General features: G+C 55.7%; 17 protein-coding genes and 3 pseudogenes. 12 read left to right on the forward strand and 8 right to left on the reverse strand.

Annotated features, from left to right (window positions below; all coding sequences use genetic code 11):
• Positions 1–193 precede the first annotated feature (193 nt).
• Positions 194–853: pseudogene (locus tag PVV74_RS21745) on the forward strand (IS110 family transposase); the annotation flags it as partial.
• A 262-nt stretch (positions 854–1,115) separates the two neighbouring features.
• On the opposite strand, the gene PVV74_RS21750 reads toward PVV74_RS21745, so the two are convergent.
• Complete coding sequence (locus PVV74_RS21750; protein ID WP_274594636.1) at positions 1,116–1,403, reverse strand: transposase; 288 nt, start codon at positions 1,401–1,403, stop codon at positions 1,116–1,118.
• Between the two features lie 368 nt (positions 1,404–1,771).
• Between PVV74_RS21750 and PVV74_RS21755 the strand changes: the two genes are divergently transcribed.
• On the forward strand, positions 1,772–2,341 hold the full coding sequence (locus PVV74_RS21755; protein ID WP_274594637.1) for a gamma carbonic anhydrase family protein: 570 nt from the start codon (positions 1,772–1,774) through the stop codon (positions 2,339–2,341).
• Positions 2,342–2,474: 133 nt separating this feature from the next.
• On the opposite strand, the gene PVV74_RS21760 is transcribed toward PVV74_RS21755, so the two are convergent.
• The gene (locus PVV74_RS21760; RefSeq protein ID WP_274594638.1) at positions 2,475–3,374 is read right to left on the reverse strand and encodes a LysR substrate-binding domain-containing protein; all 900 of its coding nucleotides are present in this window, start codon (positions 3,372–3,374) and stop codon (positions 2,475–2,477) included.
• 143 nt (positions 3,375–3,517) lie between these two features.
• Between PVV74_RS21760 and PVV74_RS21765 the strand changes: the two genes are divergently transcribed.
• From PVV74_RS21765 to PVV74_RS21795, 7 genes and pseudogenes are all read left to right on the forward strand, one after another.
• Positions 3,518–5,125, forward strand: a complete 1,608-nt coding sequence (locus tag PVV74_RS21765) for an FAD-binding oxidoreductase (protein ID WP_274594639.1) — start codon at positions 3,518–3,520, stop codon at positions 5,123–5,125.
• A complete protein-coding gene (locus tag PVV74_RS21770; protein WP_274594640.1) occupies positions 5,122–6,339 on the forward strand; it encodes a CaiB/BaiF CoA transferase family protein in 1,218 nt (405 codons plus the stop codon). Before PVV74_RS21765 ends, PVV74_RS21770 begins: the two co-directional genes overlap by 4 nt.
• 259 nt (positions 6,340–6,598) lie before the next feature.
• On the forward strand, positions 6,599–7,579 hold the full coding sequence (locus PVV74_RS21775) for a Bug family tripartite tricarboxylate transporter substrate binding protein (RefSeq protein WP_274594641.1): 981 nt from the start codon (positions 6,599–6,601) through the stop codon (positions 7,577–7,579).
• A gap of 12 nt (positions 7,580–7,591) precedes the next feature.
• Complete coding sequence (locus tag PVV74_RS21780; protein ID WP_274594642.1) at positions 7,592–8,233, forward strand: tripartite tricarboxylate transporter TctB family protein; 642 nt, start codon at positions 7,592–7,594, stop codon at positions 8,231–8,233.
• Positions 8,230–9,768 (forward strand): tripartite tricarboxylate transporter permease, encoded by a 1,539-nt coding sequence (locus PVV74_RS21785; protein ID WP_274594643.1) that lies wholly within the window; start codon positions 8,230–8,232, stop codon positions 9,766–9,768. The genes PVV74_RS21780 and PVV74_RS21785 overlap by 4 nt, the downstream gene beginning before the upstream one ends.
• 111 nt (positions 9,769–9,879) lie before the next feature.
• Positions 9,880–10,017 (forward strand): annotated as a pseudogene (locus tag PVV74_RS21790) (transposase); the annotation flags it as partial.
• A gap of 111 nt (positions 10,018–10,128) precedes the next feature.
• Positions 10,129–11,241, forward strand: coding sequence for an IS110 family transposase (locus tag PVV74_RS21795; protein WP_274594674.1), 1,113 nt, complete (start codon positions 10,129–10,131; stop codon positions 11,239–11,241).
• 281 nt (positions 11,242–11,522) lie between these two features.
• On the opposite strand, the pseudogene PVV74_RS21800 reads toward PVV74_RS21795, so the two are convergent.
• From PVV74_RS21800 to PVV74_RS21805, 3 genes and pseudogenes are all read right to left on the reverse strand, one after another.
• Positions 11,523–12,074: pseudogene (locus tag PVV74_RS21800) on the reverse strand (IS66 family transposase); the annotation flags it as partial.
• 204 nt (positions 12,075–12,278) lie between these two features.
• A complete protein-coding gene (locus tag PVV74_RS22935; RefSeq protein ID WP_368373169.1) occupies positions 12,279–13,079 on the reverse strand; it encodes an E2 domain-containing protein in 801 nt (266 codons plus the stop codon).
• Positions 13,076–14,677 carry an adenylate/guanylate cyclase domain-containing protein gene (locus tag PVV74_RS21805; RefSeq protein WP_274594644.1) on the reverse strand — a complete coding sequence of 534 codons (1,602 nt, stop codon included), beginning with the start codon at positions 14,675–14,677 and terminating at the stop codon, positions 13,076–13,078. Before PVV74_RS21805 ends, PVV74_RS22935 begins: the two co-directional genes overlap by 4 nt.
• A 135-nt stretch (positions 14,678–14,812) precedes the next feature.
• On the opposite strand from PVV74_RS21805, the gene PVV74_RS21810 reads away from it, so the two are divergent.
• The 3 genes from PVV74_RS21810 to PVV74_RS21820 are packed head-to-tail and all read left to right on the forward strand — an operon-like array spanning position 14,813 to position 17,254.
• Positions 14,813–15,679: a WYL domain-containing protein gene (locus PVV74_RS21810; protein WP_274594645.1), complete on the forward strand. Its 867-nt coding sequence runs from the start codon at positions 14,813–14,815 to the stop codon at positions 15,677–15,679.
• The gene (locus PVV74_RS21815) at positions 15,658–16,569 is read left to right on the forward strand and encodes a cyclic nucleotide-binding domain-containing protein (protein WP_152477282.1); all 912 of its coding nucleotides are present in this window, start codon (positions 15,658–15,660) and stop codon (positions 16,567–16,569) included. Before PVV74_RS21810 ends, PVV74_RS21815 begins: the two co-directional genes overlap by 22 nt.
• On the forward strand, positions 16,562–17,254 hold the full coding sequence (locus PVV74_RS21820; protein WP_254704042.1) for an adenylate/guanylate cyclase domain-containing protein: 693 nt from the start codon (positions 16,562–16,564) through the stop codon (positions 17,252–17,254). The genes PVV74_RS21815 and PVV74_RS21820 overlap by 8 nt, the downstream gene beginning before the upstream one ends.
• Before the next feature lie 92 nt (positions 17,255–17,346).
• On the opposite strand, the gene PVV74_RS21825 is transcribed toward PVV74_RS21820, so the two are convergent.
• The 3 genes from PVV74_RS21825 to PVV74_RS21835 are packed head-to-tail and all read right to left on the reverse strand — an operon-like array spanning position 17,347 to position 22,269.
• Positions 17,347–19,347, reverse strand: a complete 2,001-nt coding sequence (locus PVV74_RS21825) for a type IV secretory system conjugative DNA transfer family protein (protein ID WP_274594646.1) — start codon at positions 19,345–19,347, stop codon at positions 17,347–17,349.
• A gap of 8 nt (positions 19,348–19,355) precedes the next feature.
• Positions 19,356–21,689: a relaxase/mobilization nuclease domain-containing protein gene (locus tag PVV74_RS21830; RefSeq protein WP_274594647.1), complete on the reverse strand. Its 2,334-nt coding sequence runs from the start codon at positions 21,687–21,689 to the stop codon at positions 19,356–19,358.
• Positions 21,676–22,269 carry a helix-turn-helix domain-containing protein gene (locus tag PVV74_RS21835; protein ID WP_338020440.1) on the reverse strand — a complete coding sequence of 198 codons (594 nt, stop codon included), beginning with the start codon at positions 22,267–22,269 and terminating at the stop codon, positions 21,676–21,678. The genes PVV74_RS21830 and PVV74_RS21835 overlap by 14 nt, the downstream gene beginning before the upstream one ends.
• Positions 22,270–22,549: the final 280 nt, after the last annotated feature.

Consider the following 22,549-nt stretch of genomic DNA (forward strand, 5'->3'; position numbering starts at 1 on the left):
ATCGGTTGCAGGCACTTGATGTCTGGAAAACGGCTGCGAACATCGCTTGATCCCACTAACGCGATGCCTTCGCCGATTGCCGACAGGTTAACGTGACAACACCATCTGGAGAGCACGCGTGCCATGGCGCTTGGCACCCCCCCACTGGCCTGGTTTTACGCCGCCGCGTGGCAGGTTTTTACTCCGCCGTTGACACCGGGAGGCATTCATTGCCGATGCCTGGCAAGTGGTTGGACGCAAAGTGTCCAAAGAACGCTTACTTTCAGATATTTATGCGACTGCGGTTGACTCAGTGGGGTTGCCAGTCCAGCCGGATTCTGACGCTGTCCGCATGTTCCGCTTGGTGCTGGCCGAAAGGAGAAGCCTAATCCGACAGCGCGATGTGATTGAGGCACGGGCCATCGAGTTGCTGTCGGATCTGCCCGACTATCAGTTGCTGACGACCATTCCCGGGATCGGCCCGATCAACGCCATGACCATCCTGGCCGAGGCCGGTGACCTGCGTCGGTTTCGGCATCATCGCCAGTTCCTGAAGTTCTGCGGCATGGACCTCGCCACGGTCCAGTCCGGCATGTTCCGCGGCCAGAGCAGGATCTCGAAGTACGGCAATGCCCGGTTGCGTCGCACCCTCTGGATGGCCGGCCAGACCGCTGTGCTGAAGCGGACCAATAGCTTCCGCGACAAGTTCGAACGCTACATCTCGAGGGCCCGGCACAACGCCCATCTACGCCGCAAGGCTTACACCGCCATCGCGGCCAAGATGGCGCGCACCGTACACGCCGTGGTCAAACACGGCGAACCCTATCGCCCCTTCTTCGAGGGGGTGAGCCCAGGCGGAAGGACCTCTCTCTGACATGAGCCGTGGAGGCAGTGCGCTGACCTCGTAGATAATGTTCGGGCCTTCTGCTTGGGATTTGGGATCTCGTATTGAGGACGGTGAGGGCCGCCATCGCGCGTACCCTGTGTTTGCTATGGAAGAGATCATTTCTTGACGGCAGAGCCCGTCTGGGCAACCTTAACAGGGCATCTGGAGTACCAAATGCCCCAAGACCTGCTGACCTAAGCAGCCAGATTTTCCCGACATAGGACGTTGTCACTTCGCAAGTGCTCCGTTGTCAGGCCCTCGGCTTTAGGTGGTTCAGGCTTTCCCTCAGGATCAGCTTGTCCAGCTTGAGCTCTGCTATGATCTTCTTCAGCCGGGCGTTCTCCTTCTCAAAGCTGCGCAGCTCCGACAGCTGTGAACGCGCCATCCCGCCGAACCGTCGGCGCCAATTGTAGTACGTCGCGTCGCTTACGCCGACGGCGCGGCATGCCGACTGTACATCACCGCCTTCCGCCAGCTTCAGCTCGATCTCGCGCAGATGCTTCAGGATGTCTTTGTCCGAATACCGTTTCCGAGCCATTCCAAGTCTCACTCTCTCGGCCATCGTAGTGGCCCAGTTCTAGGGGGGAAGGACAGTAGGTTACGGCTAAGCCAACATGTGGATGCACTCAACCGGCACGTATTGTCGCCAGAGACCTTTTAAACTGCAGAGGCCGTCCACAGCATCAGGTCAAAAGCAGGTCACCCTCAATTCAGATTGATGCGGCTGAGACGAGGGTCGGACAAAGGGCAGGTGACCACATAACTAACTGTAAAACGATTGACATCTTGGAATTAACAATTTTAAAGCGGCCAAAAGCCAAGCTGGAGTTACTCAATAAGCAGCTGGCAGTCTTTGAATAAGCAGCCCAAAGTCTTGTGATCCAATTCAACTAAGGAGCAATACCCGTGACCGCACATCTCTTCGCTTTGGAAGACATCGAACCTCGTGGACCCACTGAAGGAGAAGCTTTTGTTGCGCCGACTGCGGTTTTGATCGGGGACGTGCAGATTGATGTTGACGCTAGCGTTTGGTTTGGGGCGGTGCTTCGAGCTGATGACGATACAATATATTTAGGAGTAGGGTCAAATATTCAAGATAACAGCGTGCTGCATGTTGACCCTGGGTTTCCCATACACATCGGGGCAAACTGCACAATTGGCCATCGTGCGATGATCCACGGCTGTTGCATCGGTGATAACACTTTGATCGGTATGGGTGCCACTATTCTAAATGGAGCCAAGATAGGCAAAAACTGTTTGATTGGCGCGGGTGCGCTGGTCACCGAGGGCAAGGAAATTCCCGACAATACACTAGTGGTCGGAAGTCCAGCCCGTGCAGTGCGTAGTATCGACGCTGCAGGCGTGGCTGAGTTAACAAAATCCGCAGAGCTTTATCAACTCCGCTGGAGGCGATTTGCCAAAGGACTCGAACGTGCCGCTTTTCCCGTAGGAATTACCACTTCGAAAAACATTTGAAATTTGTCCCGGACTGAATTCCGCACAAAAGATCCAGGAACGAATTTTTTCTGTTAAGCAGTGGAAGTATAGGTTTTCCAAAATTAGTGGCTGGATGCGGATTACCTATATTTACGGATAAATTTGCCGCAGATCACAATGTTTTAGAGCTTTTTCTTACCTCGTCTTGTAACCAATCCAAGAAGGTCGGAAAAAACGGATGATCTTCCGTCTTTTTGGGGCGGATGACATAAAATGGGCAGACGATCTCAGCGTTGTCGCGAAACGCGACTGCAAGTCGGTTTGATGCGAATTCGCGGCTTAACAGCTCTTCAATTCCAATTGCGATACCCAGCCCGCTCATCGCGGCTTCATACATCATTGATGCATTTTCAAACCATTGGCCACGCGACGTGTCTAATGGCACACCATTTGCCTTCGACCATCGATCCCAATCGTTGGGTCTGGTGTCGCAATGCAGTAATGCGTCTTGCCAGTCTTCAGTGTCACCGAACAATGTCTCAGGAGGAAGGTAGTCTGGACGGCACACTGGAACCAGGGTCGTCTCCAGCAGCCGTGTCGAAATATAGCGAGGATCACTTGCGCAGCCCGAAAGGATCGCCAGATCAATGCCTCTTTGTTCAAATGGGACGTCATGGCTGAGTGTTGTAACAATCCGAAGCTGAGCGTCAGGATGCGATTGTACGTAGTGTGACCAACGCGGGACAAGCCAGCTGACAATAAAGCTAGGATAAGCGCTTATAATAAGCGGGCGATCAGTGCGTTGCTGCTTTAGGTCCAGCGTAGCTAATTTTATTCGGTCAAAGATATCTGCAACATTGTCGAAATAGATCTGCCCTTCGCGGGTCAGCGAAATTTTCCGGTGCATTCGGTGGAATAGCATGCAGCCCAAATAGGCTTCCAAAGATTGTATGGAGCGACTGACAGCCGCTGGCGTCACACTCAGTTCATTAGCAGCTTTAGCAAAGCTACCTACGCGTCCCACCTTAACGAAGGTTCGCAACCCATTAAGTGGTGGGAGCCACGGATCCATATGCAGCCTTCAGGTAACAAAAATTCAACTAATGACTAAAATTAAGTGTGTTGTAAGTCAATGGCCGATTTCGGACTTTAAGCGCACAACGAATAACAACTGGATGATTGTTCGTTAGCGCAAATTTGCTAAGGAGGCTTGTTGTGAGCGAGAGACGTAGAAAATTTTATGCGTGGGGATTTGAGGATCAGAGCGCAACGGCCGAAGAGATGGCCCCGGTTCTAGATACTTGGCATCGTACCTTTGGCGTCGACTCTTTCGATGTAATGGCTGCACCAACCCTCGACAGCATCGACATGCCTGAAAGCAGAATAAATGTTTTCCCGGAGGCAATTAAGACTATCTGTCGCACTGATCGGTACGAACGCGCCTTGCATAGCTATGGCCGATCATTCCTGGACAGCGCTAAGATGTTCCGTGGTGATTTTAGAAACGCCCCCGACGTGGTTGCTTATCCGCGCACCGAAGATGACGTCCGCGCAATCATAGACTGGGCTGGTGACATTGGTGCTGCGGTTATTCCATTTGGCGGCGGGTCGAGTGTAGTCGGCGGAGTGAATCCTGAAATCGAGGGAAACTATGCCGGTGTAGTGACCATCGACATGTGGTATTTAAATAAAGTTTTGGAATTCGACCCCGTGTCCCGTTCGGCGCGTGTGCAGGCTGGGGTGTATGGGCCCGACCTGGAAACACAATTGAAAGATCACAATGCCACACTGCGTCATTATCCTCAAAGCTTTGAGCTTTCGACGCTTGGTGGCTGGATTGCGACGCGGGCTGCCGGGCACTACGCGACACACGGCACTTATATTGATGACTACGTCGAAAATATTCGGATGGTATCGCCAAGTGGAATTAGCGAAAGCCGCCGTTTGCCTGCTTCTGGTGCGGGTCCGTCGCCCGACCGATACGTGATGGGTACCGAAGGATCAGTGGGCATTATCACCGAAGCTTGGATTAGGGTTCTTTCCCGGATCAAGCACAAAGCGACCAAGACAGTGACTTTTGCTGAATATGATCAGGGAGTTGAAGCGGTACGTGCGATCTCGCAATCTGGACTTTATCCAGATAACTGCCGGCTGATCGATGCGCTTGAAGCTAAGCTGACCGGATCATTTGATGGAACCCGCCCCATTCTGGTTCTTGGATATGAAAGCTCACATTATCCCGTCGATCAAATTCTGGATCTAACCGTTGATTTGTGTCGCGAGTTCGGAGGCACGCCAGTTAATGAGACAGAACAGGGACGCAACAGCGTAGCTGGTCAATGGCGTAACGCCTTTATTCGAGGGCCATACTATCGCGAGCACATGACCGCGCGCGGTATATGTCGTGAGACCTTTGAAACGGCTGTGTGCTGGAAAGATTTCAAAGAGCTGCATAGCACAGTCATCGAAACAGTGAATGCAGCGATCAAGCGTGTGACCGGTCGGGCAGGCACTGTTACCTGTCGCTTTACTCATGTCTACCCCAATGGTCCCGCACCGTATTTCACCTTCCATTGCCTGCCGGATCGTGAACGGATGGGTGAGCAATGCATGGAGATCAAGATTGCAGCCTATGATGCCGTGATGAAGGCCGGGGGAACGATAACCCACCACCACGCTGTCGGTAGACTGCACATGCCATGGTACGAAGAACAGCGTCCTGCACCGATTAGCGCAGCATTCTCGGCGGCAAAACAAGCGCTTGATCCCAAGTCGATCATGAACCCTGGTGTGATCATTTCTGAACAGGTGGGGATTAGATGAATTCGCCACTTGAAGGTTTGCGCGTCCTCGATCTATCGCGCATTCTTGCGGGGCCAAGCTGCGCCCAGACATTGGGAGATCTGGGAGCTGATGTCATCAAAATCGAAAGACCGGATAAGGGTGATGATATTCGCGGCTGGGGCCCGCCCTTTCTAAAAGATCGTGACGGTAACGACACGCTCGAAAGCGCCTATTTCATGTCGACCAATCGCAACAAGCGGTCCCTGACCATCGACATTTCTTCTCAGGAAGGTCTAGAGATCATTAATGACCTCATCGACAAGAGCGACGTTCTGATCGAGAATTTTAAGGTAGGTGATCTTAAGCGCCGCGGCCTGGACTGGGATACGGTCCACGCCCGCAACCCAAATCTTGTCTATTGCTCCATCACAGGGTTCGGGCAGTCAGGACCTTATGCCACACGGCCCGGCTACGACTTCGTCGTTCAGGGTATGGGCGGGCTAATGAGCATCACCGGCGAGACTGAAGGGATGCCGATGAAGGTGGGGGTGCCGATTTCCGACATCATGGCGGGAATGTATGCGACAGTGTCTATCTTAGCGGCTCTGAGGGAGCGTGATCAAACAGGTTCCGGGCGGCACATAGATATATCGCTGCTCGATTGTCAGGTCGGATGGTTGTACAATCAGGCCTCAAACTACTTGATCGGGGGTACGGAGCCACAACGGTTGGGCAATGCCCATCCGAACATCGTTCCGTATGAAACGTTTGCGACAGCTGATGGACACATCAACCTTGCCGTCGGAAACGACAATCAGTTTGAGCGCCTTTGTCAGGCTATCGAGCGACCTGATCTGGTGGACAATTCAAGGTCAGCAACAAACACCCAACGACTTGTCAATCGCAAAGCGATACTAATCGAAATCCGCTCAGAGTTTACTAAGCGTTCTTCGACCAAGTGGCTGGCCGATCTGCAAACGGCTGGAATACCTTGCGGGCCAATCAACACCCTTGCCCAAGTTTTTGACGATCCTCACATTCAGGCACGCGGCATCGTTCAAGAGGTCGAACATAGCGCCGCACCAGATGTGAAGGCCAAGATAATGCGTACCCCCATTCGGATGGAGGGTCACGAACTCGATGTTCGTCTGCCACCTCCTATGTTGGGCGAGCACACTAATGAAATCTTATCCGAGATGCTCGAGTATGATCCCACTAGAATTGCAAAGCTACGGGAGAATGGGGCGATATAAATGCGGCAATCTTACTCTACCTGAAGCTTCTGGAAAGACACGCCGAGGGAGCGGCTAACCCAAACAAGAGGGTCGGGAAAGCAACTAAGATTGGCAAATGATTCAATGGCACACGAGGTTCTTTTGTCCCTGTGGAACGCTTTGTGATCGGTTGACGAAAGGTTTCAACGCAATTCGGTGAAGTCTACGCAGCTGCTTGCCACGGAAAGGGTCGAAGAGAGAGAGCTAGTATTTTGCTAGCCAAAAGGGAGGAAGACTGATGAGATCGAAGCTGAAGCTGAGTGCGGCATTCATGGTGAGTGCTTTTACTTTAGCAACTGCCACTGGAGCTGTTGCAGAATACCCAGAACGCGCCATTCAAGCTATTGTCCCCTGGGGAGCGGGGGGCGGTGCCGACGGTGTTGTTCGGAAAATCATGAGCATCGCTGAACGTGATTTACCAGAATCCATCTTTGTCGAGAATCTGGATGGGGGCGTCACCTCTATCGGAATAAATCGACTCATGAACTCGTCTGCTGACGGTTACACCATTGGTGCTTTAACCTACGATAGCATCGTGACTGTGCCATGGGAAAAAATTCTACCCGGCTACAGTCTCGACAAGCTTGATATGATAGCTTTGGTCACCACCGAACCTAATGCGATGATCGTTGGTAGCGATACAGATTATACTTCCTTCGACGAACTTGTTGCAGCGGCAAAGGAAGCGGAAGGAGAAATCAACGTCGGCATTATGGGCCTAGGGTCCATGACGCATCTGACACTTTTGCAGCTTCAGGAAATGACCAATACTAGATTTCGCGTGGTTTCATTTCCCGACGGTAGCGCAGGTCAGAAAGAAGGCGTCCTATCCGGCGAGGTCGACGCGGCGGTCACCAGTCTTGGGGATTTTGCACCCTTGCTGGCATCCGGGGACGCGCGTGGACTTGTCGAGTTCAGCGCGACCGAAAATCCGGGGTTTCCTGATGTACCTACAAGCGAAGAGGTAGGGCTTAACCTTCAGACGGGGAGTTTCTTGTTGTTTGCTACTCCGGCCGGAACGCCTGATGAGGCGAAACGGATTCTGGAAGAGGCGATCAAGACCGCTTGGGACAGCGACGAGTTTCAGGATTGGGCGGAAAAGGTCGGTGTGACGGCCACCTGGATGGGGAGTGATGAGGTTACGGAATTCGCTACTAACTTTCAGGCTAAGGTTTTCGAAATTCTCGAAGACCTGACGGAACGTGGTATCCTCGAATAGCGGCATTCCTCAATGCCTGAAACTCACCCCAGTTTTTATAAATTGGAGGCGGGCGACGGTAACACCGTTGCCCGAATTACTCAACTTCGCGATGAGGGAACTTTAATGCCTGAAAAGCTCTCGTATTTCCGGTCTGGTGACTGGATCCTGCCAATAATTATTTTCATCTCTACTACAGCCTATCTTGTTGAGGCTTTGCAGAACGGTTCCTTTTTTCGTTACGGGCTACCTAGTGCGGGCTTCATGCCAATCGTTCTTAGTGTTGCAATGTACCTCTCACTATTGGCGGTTATTGTGGGGCAAATTAGGCGGCACAAGGTCAGACACGACATAGAGTCCGCCCCTAGATCCTTAGAAGAGATGCATGATCTGGAGCCTTCCGTTCGTCCCAGTGGTAGCAGCGCATATGTTTCGCTGGCCGCCGTTATATTGATTTCCCTCTTGTATGTATTGTTGTTTCGAAAGCTTGGGTTTGCAGTGGCCACCTTCTTTTTCTCACTGGGACTGCTGTCTACTTTCCGGTTCGGATGGTCGAAAGGCTTTCTCGGGATTGCACTGAATATCGTAGTGGCCGCGGCAATAAGTCTATTCGCATATTTGTTCTTTGCCGTTCTTTTCGGCATTCAACTCCCAAAAATGGAATTGCTGACATGATGGAACAGTTGCTGCACGTTCTTGGGGGCTTCGAAACAATCGCGGAACCGGCGGTGTTCGGGTATTTGGTAGCCGGCTTCCTGATCGGGACTCTCTTTGCGGCGATCCCTGGGTTGACAGGCACATTGGCGATAGCATTGATCTTGCCGATTACCTATTCGATGGACATTACCCCGTCGCTTGTCATGTGCGCCGCTATTTTCATGGGAGCTCAGTATGGCGGCAGCATCACCGCTATAACAGTAAACATTCCTGGCGCACCTTGCGCTGTTATGACTGCATATGAAGGCAACATATTAATGCGTCGGGGGGAGGGTGCTCGCGCGTTGCGCAGTGCGGGCCTAGCGTCGATGATGGGGGGCGTGGTTGGTGCCGTACTACTAATGACACTAGCACCTATAATAGCTCAAGCGGCATTGTATGTACAAACTCCCGGGAAGTTCTCTCTGATCCTATTCGCCTTTTTCGTAATCATTATTTCGAACGATCAGTCCATTGCGAAGGGCATCGTCGCTACGCTGCTTGGCCTCATGGTCGCCACGATTGGAATTGATGTGGCAAGTTCCAAGGCACGTCAAACCTTCGGACTGCCCTCTTTAGTTGAGGGTATCGATTTGATGGCTGTCATCATCGGGGCTTTTGCAATTAGCGAGTTATTGGTTCAGGTTACGGCAAGCTCTCGGAATAAGAATACTTTGAATTACAACCCAACCGAGTCAGTGAAGTGGAGTTGGCGTGACTTCCTGCCACGCGGTTCCGACTACAGCTTCATCGGCACCTACCGCTACATAAAGTTCGCGATGATTGGCTACTTCGTTGGCGTCCTGCCGGGAGCAGGGGGAAGCAGTGCAGCGTTTGTTTCATATGCAGAGGCGAAACGCAGTTCCTCGCGTCCTGAGGAATACAACAATGGTTCCGTAGAAGGAATTTCTGCCTCCGAAAGCGCTAACAACGCGATGTGCGGTGGTTCTCTCGTTCCGATGTTAACTTTTGGCATACCGGGAGATACTACATCCGCGGTGATACTCGGCGTCCTTATCATTAACGGCCTGCAACCGGGTCCACAGATGATGACTGAGCAATTCGCAGTAATAACACCAATGATGGCAGCTTTGCTCATCGCGGCACTACTGATCCCGATCACTCTTCTGTTCTTGGGTCCCTGGTACATGCGGCTTGTTTCAATCAACAAGGCGGTGCTTTTTTCGAGCATTGCAGTTGTTGCCATGGTAGGTGCATATGTATCAACTTTTTCTGTGTTTCAGATGGGAGCCGCGCTTGCCATCGGGGTTGGTGCCTATTTCATGCAGCGCGGTGGGTATCCAATGGTCTCCTTTCTGCTGGGTTTTATTCTCGGGCCAGACCTCGAGGTATACATGAGGCGTAGCCTTGCCATTACTGACGGGAGCCCCTCCATTTTCTTCACTAGACCGGATAGTCTTTTCTTTCTTGGACTAATTGCAGTGTTTTTCTTCTTCATGATCGTCCGTCCGTGGATTTCTTCGAGGCGAAAACACCTGTCACCGGATAAGTAAATCAAAGGCCGCCAAATTGGGCATCGATGGTGATCTGATCCCTGCAAACTGGACCGCCTGAAGCTGGAGTTTTCCGCTACGATTTCCCGGCTGGGAGAGGAGCGGAATCACATGAAGGCATCGAAGTTTTCGGACGCGCAGAAAGCGTTCATCATCAAGCAGGGCGAAGAAGGCACGCCGGTGTCTGAGATCTGCCGTAAGGCAGGCATCAGCCAGGTGACCTACTGGACCTGTCGCGGGATTGTGCCGCTCCTTTGTAAGACCGCATGTCTTTTCCACCGGCCCGACCCGGCCCTGCCTGATCCGCCTGTATGCTGGTCGCGGGGCGGCGGGTGCCGTCGGTTTGCGATGGAGGAAGACATGCGGAACACCCAAGGAACGATCTACGTCGGAATTGATGTGTCCAAGGACAAACTTGCGGTCGCGATCGCGGGTGGAGAGCGTGGGGACGAGGTTCTCAGCCTTGGCACGTTCGAGAACACACCCGCCAGCATCAGCAAGTTGCTGAAGAAGCTTGCCGGGCGAGGAGACATCTCGACCTGCTACGAGGCCGGACCGACGGGCTACGGCCTCTACCGGCAGATACGTGCGGCCGGCTGCGAATGCTGCGTGGTCGCGCCATCCCTGATTCCGGTCAGGGCCGGAGAGCGGGTCAAGACCGATCGACTTGACGCCCTGCGTCTTGCACGCCTTCTACGTGCCGGAGAATTGACCCCAGTCTGGGTCCCCGACGAGACGCACGAGGCGATGCGCGATCTGGTCCGGGCCCGGGAAAGTGCCGCAGAGGATCAACGCCACAAGCGTCAGCTCGTCTCGGCCTTCCTTCTGCGTCATGGGCGGGTCTATCAACGCTCCAAGCCGTGGACGATGCGTTATCGGCGCTGGCTGCAGACCCTGACGTTCGATCACCCGGCGCACCAGATCGCGCTGCAGGAGATGTTGCAGGCGGAAAGAAATGCCTCGGAGCGGCTGGAGCGGCTGACCGGGCACATCGAGGTCCTTGTGCCGGACTGGACGCTCGCGCCAGCAGTGAACGCGCTTCAAGCGCTGCGGGGCGTGGCGCTGATCAGCGCCGTCACCTTCATGGCCGAGATCGGCGATGTGCGGCGGTTCGAGACACCTGTGAAACTGATGGCCTATCTCGGGCTGGTGCCGAGCGAATACTCGACCGGCAAAACGACCAGGCGCGGTGGCATCACCCGTGCGGGCAACGCCCGCGTGCGACACAAGCTGATCGAGGGGGCCTGGACTTACCGCCTGCAGGCACGACCGGGAGAGCGGAAGCTCTACATCCTCAGAGAGCAGTCGCCGGAGGTCCAAGACATTGCCTGGAAGGCGCAATCTCGCCTGACCGCCCGATATCGCCAGCTCATCCGGCGCGGCAAGAAGCCGACCGTCGTCACCACGGCGATTGCGCGAGAGATGGCCGCATTCATGTGGGACATCGCCCGCCGTACCATGCCTGCGCGCTGAACTCGCTCCCCCGACGCGCCCAATGGCGGGCGCGAGGTCGACGGCAGGGGAATATCCGACACTCGCTTTGTGGCCAGCTTCGTGCTGACGCCCGTTGTAAGACAGGAATAGCCCCGAGACGCACAATCGGTCATGCGGTATCCAGCCCGCGCATCAGAGCTTGTTCACCGACGTCTTCAGACCTCGTGCCCACCCTTGGGCGTCCAGACCACGACGAACGCCCGGGCGTAACCAATCGTGTGGCTCTCCCCTTGAAAAAAGACATCAGAGCGGTGCGCCGATCACACGGATCTGACGTAGTTCCAGGGCAGCAGCTGGTCGATGTCGGTCTGTTTGTGCCCCGCGGCGATGGCTGTCATGGCACCAGCCAGATAGCCATGCGGTTCGATCCCATTGAGTTTGCAGGTTTCGATCAGAGACGCGATAACTGCCCAGTTTTGTGCCCCGGCATCGTGACCTGCGAAGAGCGCGTTTTTGCGGTTGAGGGCGATGGGACGGATTGTGCGCTCGACGGGGTTGGAATCCAGTTCGATGCGACCGTCGTCGAGGAACAGGATTAGCCCGTCCCAGTATTTGGCGATGTATTTCAGGGCCTCTCCTGTGGGCGATTTGGCTGAGACGCGTGCACGGCTTTGTGCGAGCCAAAGCTCGAATGCATCGATATTGGGTTTTGAGCGGTCCTGTCGTGCAGCAAGCCGTTGATCGGCAGGCAGGCCGCGCAGGTCTTTTTCGATGCGATAGAGTGCCTGGATTTGTGCCAGACCTTCCTGCGCAATTGGGTCTGCGCCAGATTGGGCAACATCATGCAGTTTGCGGCGGGCAGCAGGCCTACAATCGCTACTTGATCGGCGGGGCAAGTGGCGCGGAATACGCAGCTCTCAAGGCGCGGCAGTTCTTCGGCGTGCAGCAGATGCCGGTGCGGCAAGGCATGGGACAGACGGGGCAAGCAAGCGGCACAGGATCATCGGGGGCCGGGTCTCGAATGCTGGCGCAACTGGCCCGGTTGGCTAGGTTGGGGCGGCGATGACGGGTACCGGTCACGAACTCGATTTGGCCAGAGGGCAGTATTTCATCGTCCCACAACACTTGGGCGCATCCTTACAAATATCCTGGATAAAGTCGTGCTGCGCCTTGCGACGCCTGTGCTCCAGTAAAGCAATGCGCTCTAGTGCAGATCTGTTTGGACACTCTGCCCTTAGGATCGGTTTCCCACCTGTCATCTCTCGGTCGGTGTCTACTGGACGGCAAACAATCGAACGATTGCTGTCGGCCTGACGCGTGCAACCCCTCGGGCAAGGAGTTCTAGAATTGAGCAATCGATCCAAGCGGTGAGATGCCTTGGGTAAGGAGTTGGCCAACCAGCCCTTCCCGCGGAACATGCCGACTAGGATCTCTTCTTTCCAACCCAATGGAGCAGCCAGCTCTTCCATTTTTTCCTGAATCCGCGCCGCGTCCCCGTGAGAAAGACCTCCTTCAAGAGGCCACACTCCATACTTCCGCGCATACTCCTGATGAAGGAGGAACATGCGTAGGTATTCCCACCAGGCTATCGCCGCATGCGCTTCGATTAGCGGTTCAGTTGATCCATAGGAGATACAAAAGGTGGCATCGGGATTGATGTGTCTCTCAGGACAGGAAGCGGGGAAATGATTGGCCGCTACGTCCTCCGCCACGCTAACGCCTCCTCCGTGCAATAGAGCGAGCTTCAGAAGGTAGTGTCCCGCGATCGATCCGCTCGCCTTTTGGGGTTCGCAAGTTACCTGCGCCGTTGCTGGTCTATCTGTTTCTACTCTGACCCATAAAGGGGTGTGTTTCAGCAGTAGCCTAAGAGAGTTCATTTCTTTGCGAGATGCGCGCGCGGTTGGCTTGGTTCCGAGGGGACGTGGGCTCGAGCGTACAACGGTTGAGCCAATTCAGTCGGCGTCGCAAGAATGCTAGCTGAGACATCGTCGTAGTCGACTTCTCTCGCGTACCCCTGATCACTGAGGACATCAATAAGGCCCTTGGGAGCAACACGAAGTGCGTCTGGTCCGATCTTTACACCGCCCTCGTTGCACTCTCGCTGCATTTTCTCCGACGTAGATGTGGCCTTTGATGACGCCACTCGTACGGATCGTTCGCCTCGAATACCAATCCTCGAAATCGGAGTCGGGCCGAGCTCTAGACCTACGGCAAGCTCTAGGCTTTCGATCTCCTCAAGCATCGATTTGCAAAGGTCGAAGGAAGCATGAAATCCCGCTGCGCACTGTGTGGCTGTGGCGACACTCTTAGCTTCGTCAGTTGATGTGCCGCTGCCTTCTGCAACCAAAGCATGGATACTGTCACCGATGAACCGAACTTTGCGACCGCCAAAGTCGGCTTCTGCCACGTTTTGAAACTCTTGGCGTATGACAAAGAGCGCGCGCACGGCATCCTGAATGTTTCCTTCGGACACCGCCTCGTCGATGAAATTGGTGTAGCCCGATATGTCGGCGAACAATGAGACCAGAGGCATCCGGATTGATTTGCTCGGATAGAGTTGCGAGTAGTCAATCTCGCTCAAAGGAGGCTGCTTGAAGGAAAACCTAAAATCGGAGGAAGTTAAGTCGTCCACAATCCCCTTTCGAACATCGCCCGACCAAGTGTCTACAACTCGTTCCGAAAAGGCTTGCCTGTTCATTACGCCAAACATCAAGCTGCCATCGTCAGAAGTGTAGGCTGAATTCGTGCTGATTTGGCTTGCGTTCAGCCCCAAAAACTCTTCGAGCACGCCAACTTCTTGATATCCAAGCACGGCTCTAACTCGGTCTGAAACGTACACACCGGCCGTATCACCTTCTGCAAGCTTTGCTGCATGGTTGGCCGCTGAACCGAGAAACATCGGTTCTTGTTCAGACCCGGTCCCGTTGTTGATCGCAACGCATGTCCCAACATCAACACCGATCCGGAACTCAGTTCCAAACTCCCCATTGGCCAACCGATCATTGGCCAATTGGACTACGCGCTTGAAATCTTCAACAAAGGCAAGGGCTTGACCTATAGTTTCTCGCGATACTCCGCCGCCCCCGGTCTCAAGAAAAACTGCATGCATCCGCCCGCTGTGAAAGTCGACCCTTTGTGCACTGGTTTCTTCGATCACGCGATCCGCCGCGCCGTAGTATAGATGCAGCCCCTTAAGCGCCCGCGCGTGAGATCCCTCGGTTTCACGACCATCGTCCAAACGCATCTCATGGTACCCTACGATCGAGATATAGATCTGAACAGTATCGACTACGACTGCCTTGTCCCTTGGTAGGCTGAAAAGCGGTGGCGTAGTGGGCTGCTTCATCGCTGTCTGCAGCGCCTTATCGATTTGATATCGCGACCAATATTGGTCGAAGCGCTGGACATCCACTTCGGGCACTTCATCCAAGAGCTTCTGAATACGATCACGTGCGACCGAGTGCTTCCAAGGCATGATCTTCATCTCCTAACATAGCGGCTCAGCATGGCAGCGAGTCGCAAAGTTTTTTCTGTGGTCATACAAAATAGGAGTTTCCAAGAAAATGTCAATATGGTAGAAATTGGGAGACATCAGGGGGGGGGACAAGCTATGGACATCAAACCAAGTGTACGGCGACGTTTTGAGTTTATCGATTTTCAGTTGCAATGGACAGGTTCGATCGGTCGCAAGGCCTTGCAAAATCAGTTCGAGATATCGCCTCAACAAGCGACAAACGACCTAACCACATATCTTGATATCGCACCCCGCAACATGAGCTACGACCCGCGACGCCGATCTTACGTCGTGGGTTCAAAGTTCAAGCCAAAGTTCTCCAGCGGGGAGTCTTCCGGTTTCTTTCTTCATCTGGAGATGTTTCATCAAGGCTATCGCACTAAAGAGGAAATTTGGCCAACTCACTTGCCGGAGTTTGACGCTGTTGCCATCGCGTCTCGCAAGGTTGATCCGAAAATTCTTCGATCAGTACTCGATGCAATTGATGCAGAAGCATGTTTGGAGGTTCGATATGTTTCGCTCAGCTCAGACTCAGAAACCATACGAACGCTTTGCCCTCATGCCATTGCTAGCGACGGACACCGATGGCACATGCGTGCCTATGATGTGGAGAAGGGCCGGTTCTCAGACTTTGTGCTTTCAAGAATTGAAGCCGCAAGCGTATTGCAAGAGGAATGCCCGGATCCGCGCCCAGACGCACTTTGGCAACAAATAGCAGCGCTAAAACTTCAGGCAGATCCAACCCTTACCGCAAGGCAAAGAGAACAGATTGAGATCGAGTACGGCATGGTTGACGGCGTTCTCGAGCTCCCAGTGCGCAAGGCAATGCTGTTCTATTACCTTAGATTCTACGGCTTTGATCCTCTCGAAATGGATGGGAAGGCCATGCGAAATAAGAGCAGCTACCGTCTCAAAATACTTAACTTGGAAGAAATAGAGACTTGTTTGGAAAGAAGAAAATAAGCGATCCACCGCCACCGGTGGAAAATGATCAATTGTCGACAGAAGTGTTAGACAAGCACCGACAGATCATTTGTCGAAGCGAACTCGTTGCCAATGAAGACGACCTCGCGGCTAAAATTATTGGCATGTCGAGGCTGGTTAAGTTCGACAAGGGTCAGGTTTTAATGACCCACGGCGAGGATGCTGATGATGTTTACTTCATTTTGTTCGGATCCGTCAGAGTATCCATCAACTCAACCTTCATTGATACCAGAGAGGCACCTCAGACCATTGGCGAAATGGCGGCAATGAAACCAGGTGCTGCTCGCTCCGCAGATGTCTGTGTCGAGTCCGAGAAATTGGAAGCACGGGTTATCTCGGCACACGACTTTAGAACTCTAATGTCCACGCACACCGAGTTTTCTACGCGACTGTCGAGCATGGTAGATTCCATGAATCGAAAAAACATAAGATTACTTGGCACCAGTAGTAGATCGCCGGGAAACGCCTGGACATGGACTTCGATAGTGTTCGGCGCAGTAGTTGGACTCCTTTGTGGCATTTGGCTTGGGCTTGGGGGCTCTCCACTTTGGTTTGCGATTTTGTCGGCCCTCGGTGCCGGTGCCTTGAGCACCCTCGTTGCTATCCGGATGAATCCAGACCTGATTTATCGCAACATGTTTTGGCTTTCGGGCGCAGCTATGATTGCTCAAACAGTCCAAACCGTCTTTAGCCTTTCATTTTCAGTCGATGGGACACAGAACCAACTGCCGCTTCTTTGGAATTTCAACTCGAACCCCGAGCAGAAGTGGTGGGTTGTCTTAATAATCTATCTCTCCCTTGCCGCGTTGGCGTTCATGTCTTGGCTGGCAGATCGAGATCTTCGAAGGAACTCCAGCAAAAGTGAGTGAATTCGAGAACAAGATACACGATGACGTTCGGGGCATCTTCAAATCAGCCTGGACTGAGACCAAAGGACAAGTTGTTCCAAAGTCAGAAGACCTGGGCCTGTCAAATGTTGGGCGTTCAATATCCGCGACGATACTCTACGCAGACATTGATGGGTCAACGCAGATTGTAGATCGATACGACGCCAAGTTCGCGGCCGAGGTTTACAAAGCGTTTTTGCTCTGCGCCACAAGGGTGATCCGGCTAAACGGGGGAGATGTTAGATCCTTCGATGGTGACCGAGTGATGGGCGTATTTATCGGAGACAGCAAGAACTCTGACGCTGCCAAAACAGGTCTTCAGATCAACTATTTGGTTAAGAAGGCTATCAATCCAGCACTGAAAGACCAATACACATCGACCAAATTTTCTCTTCGCCATACCGTTGGAATCGATACGTCAGAGATGCTCGTTGTGAGGAGTGGTATTCGCAACAATAATGACCTCGTATGGGTCGGAAGCGCCGCCAACAATGCTGCACGAATGAACTCTCTTTCGAGCGATTTCGCAACGCGGTTGACTCCAGCCGTCTACAAGAAATTGAACGAAAAATCGAAATTCGGCGGAAACCCGAGGCGCAACATGTGGACCAGCGCGGACTGGAATGGGCGAACAATCTACCGATCCTCTTGGACTTGGCGACCATGAACTCCTATTTCGACCATCAAAGCAGACACTTAAGACTTGTGCAGCGAAAGACCTCTTCCCGCCCGCTCGATCGAAATACGATCCTAGCCACCCTATCGGGTAAACAGCTTTTCACCGCCGTCCTCTCGCAGCATCGCTTCCATATCGTCCAAGCCATCAACGGCAGAGCGCATCTGCGCCTCATCATCCACGCCCACTGTCTCGGCATCCGCAACCTGGCCCCCCAAATCCATTTCCATCTGTCGTTGTTCCTCGGCGATAACGGCTTGAACGACGGGCGCGGTCTTCTTTGTGGCGACATCGGTTTGCCCTGAAGATTGGCCACCAGCAGCCTCGCGTGTCCGCTCCACATCAGCTTCAGAACCACGGGGCCCGCTCGACGGCGGTGTCATCGGCATGGCGCGCATACTCAGCGGCAGGTTCCCCTGCGGCCCCCCTCCCCCCTGATCCGGAAACGGCAACTCACCCGTCTGCGCCGCGTGGATCGCCTTGAACAGCCGGTCGTCAAAATATTGGATCCGCTTTGCACGGACCGGCATTTGCGCATCGATCACCATGACGATCTCGTCGAGCGGCAGGCGGCGGGCCTCATCTTCGGGGAGCAAGGAGCTCTCTTCGGTCCGTGTGGATTGGCTGCGCCCTTCAAAGGGGTTCTTGCCGATGGACTGGGAGCGCGTGACCACGGTTTTCGTGGTCTTGCCGACCGCCTTGCTCAACTCTTCGACGGTTTTCTCATCCGAAGGCGTCAGGTAGAGCTTTACACCCGCGTTCCCCTGCAGCGCGCGGCGCGTGTTCTCACCATAGATTTCATCGAGGGCGGGGATTGTCTGGGTGACCACGGCCAGATGACCGCGGTAGGTCCGCAAGGTCTCGATGCTCTCGACCACGATGGGCATCTTGCCCAGGCGGTTGAACTCATCGAGCATGATCATCACCGGCCAAGGCTCATCCGGCCCGGGATCCTTTTCCTGCATGGCCGAGAGGAGATCGGAGAAGAACAGCCGGATCAGCGGCGCGAGCGGCTTCACCATGAGAGGCTGGACCACCAGATAGACCGAAAAGGGCTTCTTGCGGATCGTCCGGAAATCAAAGTCCGACACCGCCGTCGCCTCATCAATCGCCGGGTTCTGCCATTGATCGAGCCCCGAGGTCATCAGGAGCGAAACGTAGGAGGTCAGCGTGTCGTTGTTGGTCGAGGCCAACCGCGTGAAGATCAGCTTGGCCGCCCGGTTGTCGACCTCGTGACCCCGCGCAAAATACTCCTTCTGCTTGTTCCCGCCCGAGGCGGCGATGCGGTAGATTTCGCCCAAGGTGGGACGCTTGCGCTGGAAGGCCAGCAAGCCTGCTGCCACAAAGAGATCGATCCCGCCCTTGAGGAGGCCCTGCACCCGGTCATTGTCGCTCTGCAGGAAGAGCGTCGCCAGAAGCTGCAGTTCCATCTGCTGGCGCGCGGGATCTTTCAGCTCAAAGATACGCAGGAGCGGGTTGTAGCGATGCGTGCGCTTGCCCTCCCAATCGGTGGGGGCAAAGCGATAGACCTTGTCGCCCTGGGCGGCGCGGTGGCGCGCCGTGGCCTCGAAACACTCGCCCTTCACATCGAGGGTGACTGCGGAGCCCTGCCAGGTCAGCAGGTTCGGAATGACGAAGCCCGTGGTCTTGCCGCGACCCGTGGGCGCCACGATCAGCGCGTGTGGGAAGACCTTCGAGCAGATGTATTTTGCGCGGGATTTTGGGGGGCCGAGTTTGCCGAGGATAAATCCCGTGCCGGGCGCCCCGAAGAAGCCATTGGCCTTCATCTCGCGCGCGCTCTGCCAATGGGTCTGGCCAAACCGTGTCAGGGCCGATCCCGAGAGAGCGAGGCTCAGCATCATGCCGGCGGCGGCAAAGCTGCCGATGATCAGATGGATGAGCTGGGCATCCTCGGGGCGGCGATCGAGTATCGCGAGATAGTTCTGCGCGATATAGGCGAAATCGATCTCGGCCCCGAAGCCGAGGTCCTGGTAGCTCAGCACCGCCGAGGCGATGGTGTAGCCTATGGCGGCGGTCACCAGCGTTACCAGCAAAACGCCGGTCGCGATCCGCGCCTTTCCCATGGCGGCGCTCAATGGATTTGTCCCCGCTCGGTCTCGCCATCCACGTCTGTCGCGCGGTGTTTTTCGTATTCCGCGTCGGCGAGTTCATCGACCACCTGGCGCAAGGCCTCCGTATTGGCCGTCGCTGCATCGGATTGCAGGTAGACCTTGGCGACATAGAGCCGGTCGAGGCGGTCCTCGAGAACCTTGTCCAGCGCATCGGCATCCCCGGATGTGAGCCGGCCCAATTGACGGTCATCCAGCACCCGCGCGATCTCGGTTCGGAAAGCGTCCCGCTCCGCCTCGGTCTCGAAGGGCGCGGACAACTCCCCCGCCCGCTCATGGTCCAGGACACGCGCGATTTCGTCTGCGAGAAGGTCGGTACGGTCAGTCTGCGGCGCCGTTTCATCGCGGGTGGCTAGACGTTCGTCACGCGTGCCAACCCCAAGCCCCTCGCGCAACTCGTTGTCGCGGCGAACCTGATTGATGGCCTCCGTGTCCCGGATCTCCACAACGGCGGCATAGGTCGCGCCGAGCCCACGGGCGAGGTGGGAGGGCATGTCCGGATAGCGCGCTCGTAAGTCATCCGTGACAGCATCCGCAATGGGCGTGCGGAGGTCGCGTGCCTCCATGATCCGGTCGACATCGCGGGCGATCTCGCTGGCGCGGGAAGCATCGGTGATGGCCTCCCTGTAGGGCTCGGACCGGTCGATCACATCGCCCGGCCGTGTCAGTAGGTCCGGATGTGCCTCGAGATACGCGCGCTGCTCGGTCTCGATCCGGCGCTCCGCCCTTGAGACAACCTCCCAGTCCCGGTCCTCGATCTGCTGCGCTGTCAGGCCGTCAGCGCGCATCTCCTGACGGATTGTCCCTTCCATCGCCCGGACCGCGCCCTCGTGATAATGGAACCGCTCGCTGACCGCTTCCGTTTCCACAACGCCATCCCGACGCAGCACGTTTTCCCGTTTCAACAGCGTGCCAAGTTCGACATGCACGTCATTTAGGATGTCACGCGCCTGCTCCAGATCGGCGCGGCGTTCGAGGTTCAGATCGCGAGCCTCGGCGACCTTTGAGAGATCATCGGCGATCCATTGATGTTCCAGCGCGGCACTCGCGGCGCCGGTCTCGATCCGGGCTACCACTTCAGATGTGCTGATCCCGGTTCCGCGCAGCGCGGTGTCTATGCGCGACCGCAAGTCCGGCCCGGCCAGACGGTCCAGCCGGCTGGCGTCGATATTGGCCTCAGAATAGACCCCGCCTTCCGAAGGAGCCTCGGAGAGCGTGGATGATCGCAAACCGAGAGGCTGCATGTGCTGGATCTGCGCCTGGATCTCGATGAGGCGCTTTTCCAGCACGGGACGTTCCGCATCGGGCTTCTCGGCGATCATGCCCTGCACCCGTGCGAGCTTCTCCGCATAGAGGCTTCTCAGATCCTCGAAACTTTGATCCTCGGCCATATACACATCTCCTGTTCGATCCACCTGCCCGCCCCGCGCCAGCACCTCGCCGGCGCGGAAGAGGGCCGCGGCAATATCCTCGCGGGCCTCCCGGGAGGCTTCCGCGGCAAGCGAATGGTAGACGGTTCTGGTATTGGCGATCTCCGCCAGCGTCCGCGCCAGGTCCTGCCCCACACGTTCGCGCTCGCGGGGTGCGCGACCCTCTTCCTTTGCGGCATAAACTTCGCGGGTGGGGGCCGGGTAATGCACAACCCCGCGATCCACCCGGCGCGTCGCTTCCAGCCGCACGCCGTACTTCTCCGCCTCCTCGACCATGGCGAGGCGGAAATCTTCATAGTTGAAGCGATGGTTGCGCCCGAGGAAAAAGAACTCGCCTTCTTGCGAGCGGCGGTTCAGCACCAGATGCGCATGCGGGTGATCGCGGTCTTCATGCACCGCGATGATGTAGTCGAAATGCCCCGCGTCACTCTGGAAGAACCGCTCGGCCACATCCGTCGCGATGTCGCGCACATCCTCTCCCCGCGTGCCGATGGGGAAGGACATGAGCATGTGGGTGGTCTGGCCCAGCTTGGGTTTGAAGCCTGCATCCCACCGCTTGGCAAAGCGCTCGGTCAGATCCTTGATGTCACGCGCCTCGAGCTTCGCTTTTCCATCGAGGAACCCGCTACTGTCCACGATATGGGTGGACTTGGTGGTGAGGTACTCGAGCTGGTTTGTGAGCTGCGACTTTGTATGCGTGCCCCCGCCCCGGATCGCCTTGAAGACCGCTGGCCGGTGCCCCGCCGCCGCGCGCGCAAGCTGGCTCTGCTTGGCGACATGCAGCCCCTGCATCGAGCCCCGGATCCGGCTCCAGCCGTCCCGGAAGACCTCGCCTGTGACAGCGTCAACCGCATCATTCAGCCGCATGAGCAAACTCCCTTAACGCGGCCGTGGCCTTGAGCTGTATCGCATCGCGACGGCGCCGCAGGAGCAGGTCGATCTCGTCGGCGGAATCGAGGATGAACCGCGCCAGCCCGCGCATCTGCGCGAGGCGCAATTCGGAGAACTCGGCACGCGTGCCACCATCAGCCCCCTGCCCCTGCCGGTTGGCCTTCGTCATCTGCTTGGCGATCTGCGCGACCCCATTGCCAACCTCATGCAAAGAGGACCTGTATCGCGCCATCTCGACCGCCATTTGCGCGTCCGGGACGAACACCCCACCCGCCGCCTGGATGAGCCGCCGCAGACCCTCGGCCCGGCTCTCGATCCCGGCCTTCGCCAACACCGCGTCGAGCGCCTCAAGCTCCGCAGCGGTGACCTTCACACTGACCGCTGAGACCGGGATCGCGGCATCCGTCTGGCGCTCCGCATCGGCTTTGAGCGTGTACTGGATCGCCCGCACCGACACGCCAAACCGTTCCGCCAGCACTGAAGTGGAAACGCCTTCCGCAGCCTCGCGAACGATCTCCATGCGGTCCGCATCTGTGAGCCGTTTTGAACGAGACATGCGAAGAAAGACCCCCTATTTCCTGCCACCTTCCACCAAGGCTGCCCCCACCTTACGATAATATACCATACTGTCAATTATATACTTACGTAGTATTCAGTCTCAGGCAGCCTTGGTGTCCGCTTCCCCGCGGCCCGCAGGGACGCGGCTCTGCCGCCCTCACCACCGGGCGACCCACCTGTCCTATGGGTCCCCTTCCCCAACACCGCCCGAGGGTCTGGCCGAACGCCAAGTGTTCGGACGGAACCGCGGGCGGGCGCAAACTCCACCGACAGGGCGG

Origin of the sequence: Roseovarius sp. SK2, assembly GCF_028807495.1 — a bacterium.
GTDB classification, from domain to species: domain Bacteria; phylum Pseudomonadota; class Alphaproteobacteria; order Rhodobacterales; family Rhodobacteraceae; genus Roseovarius; species Roseovarius confluentis.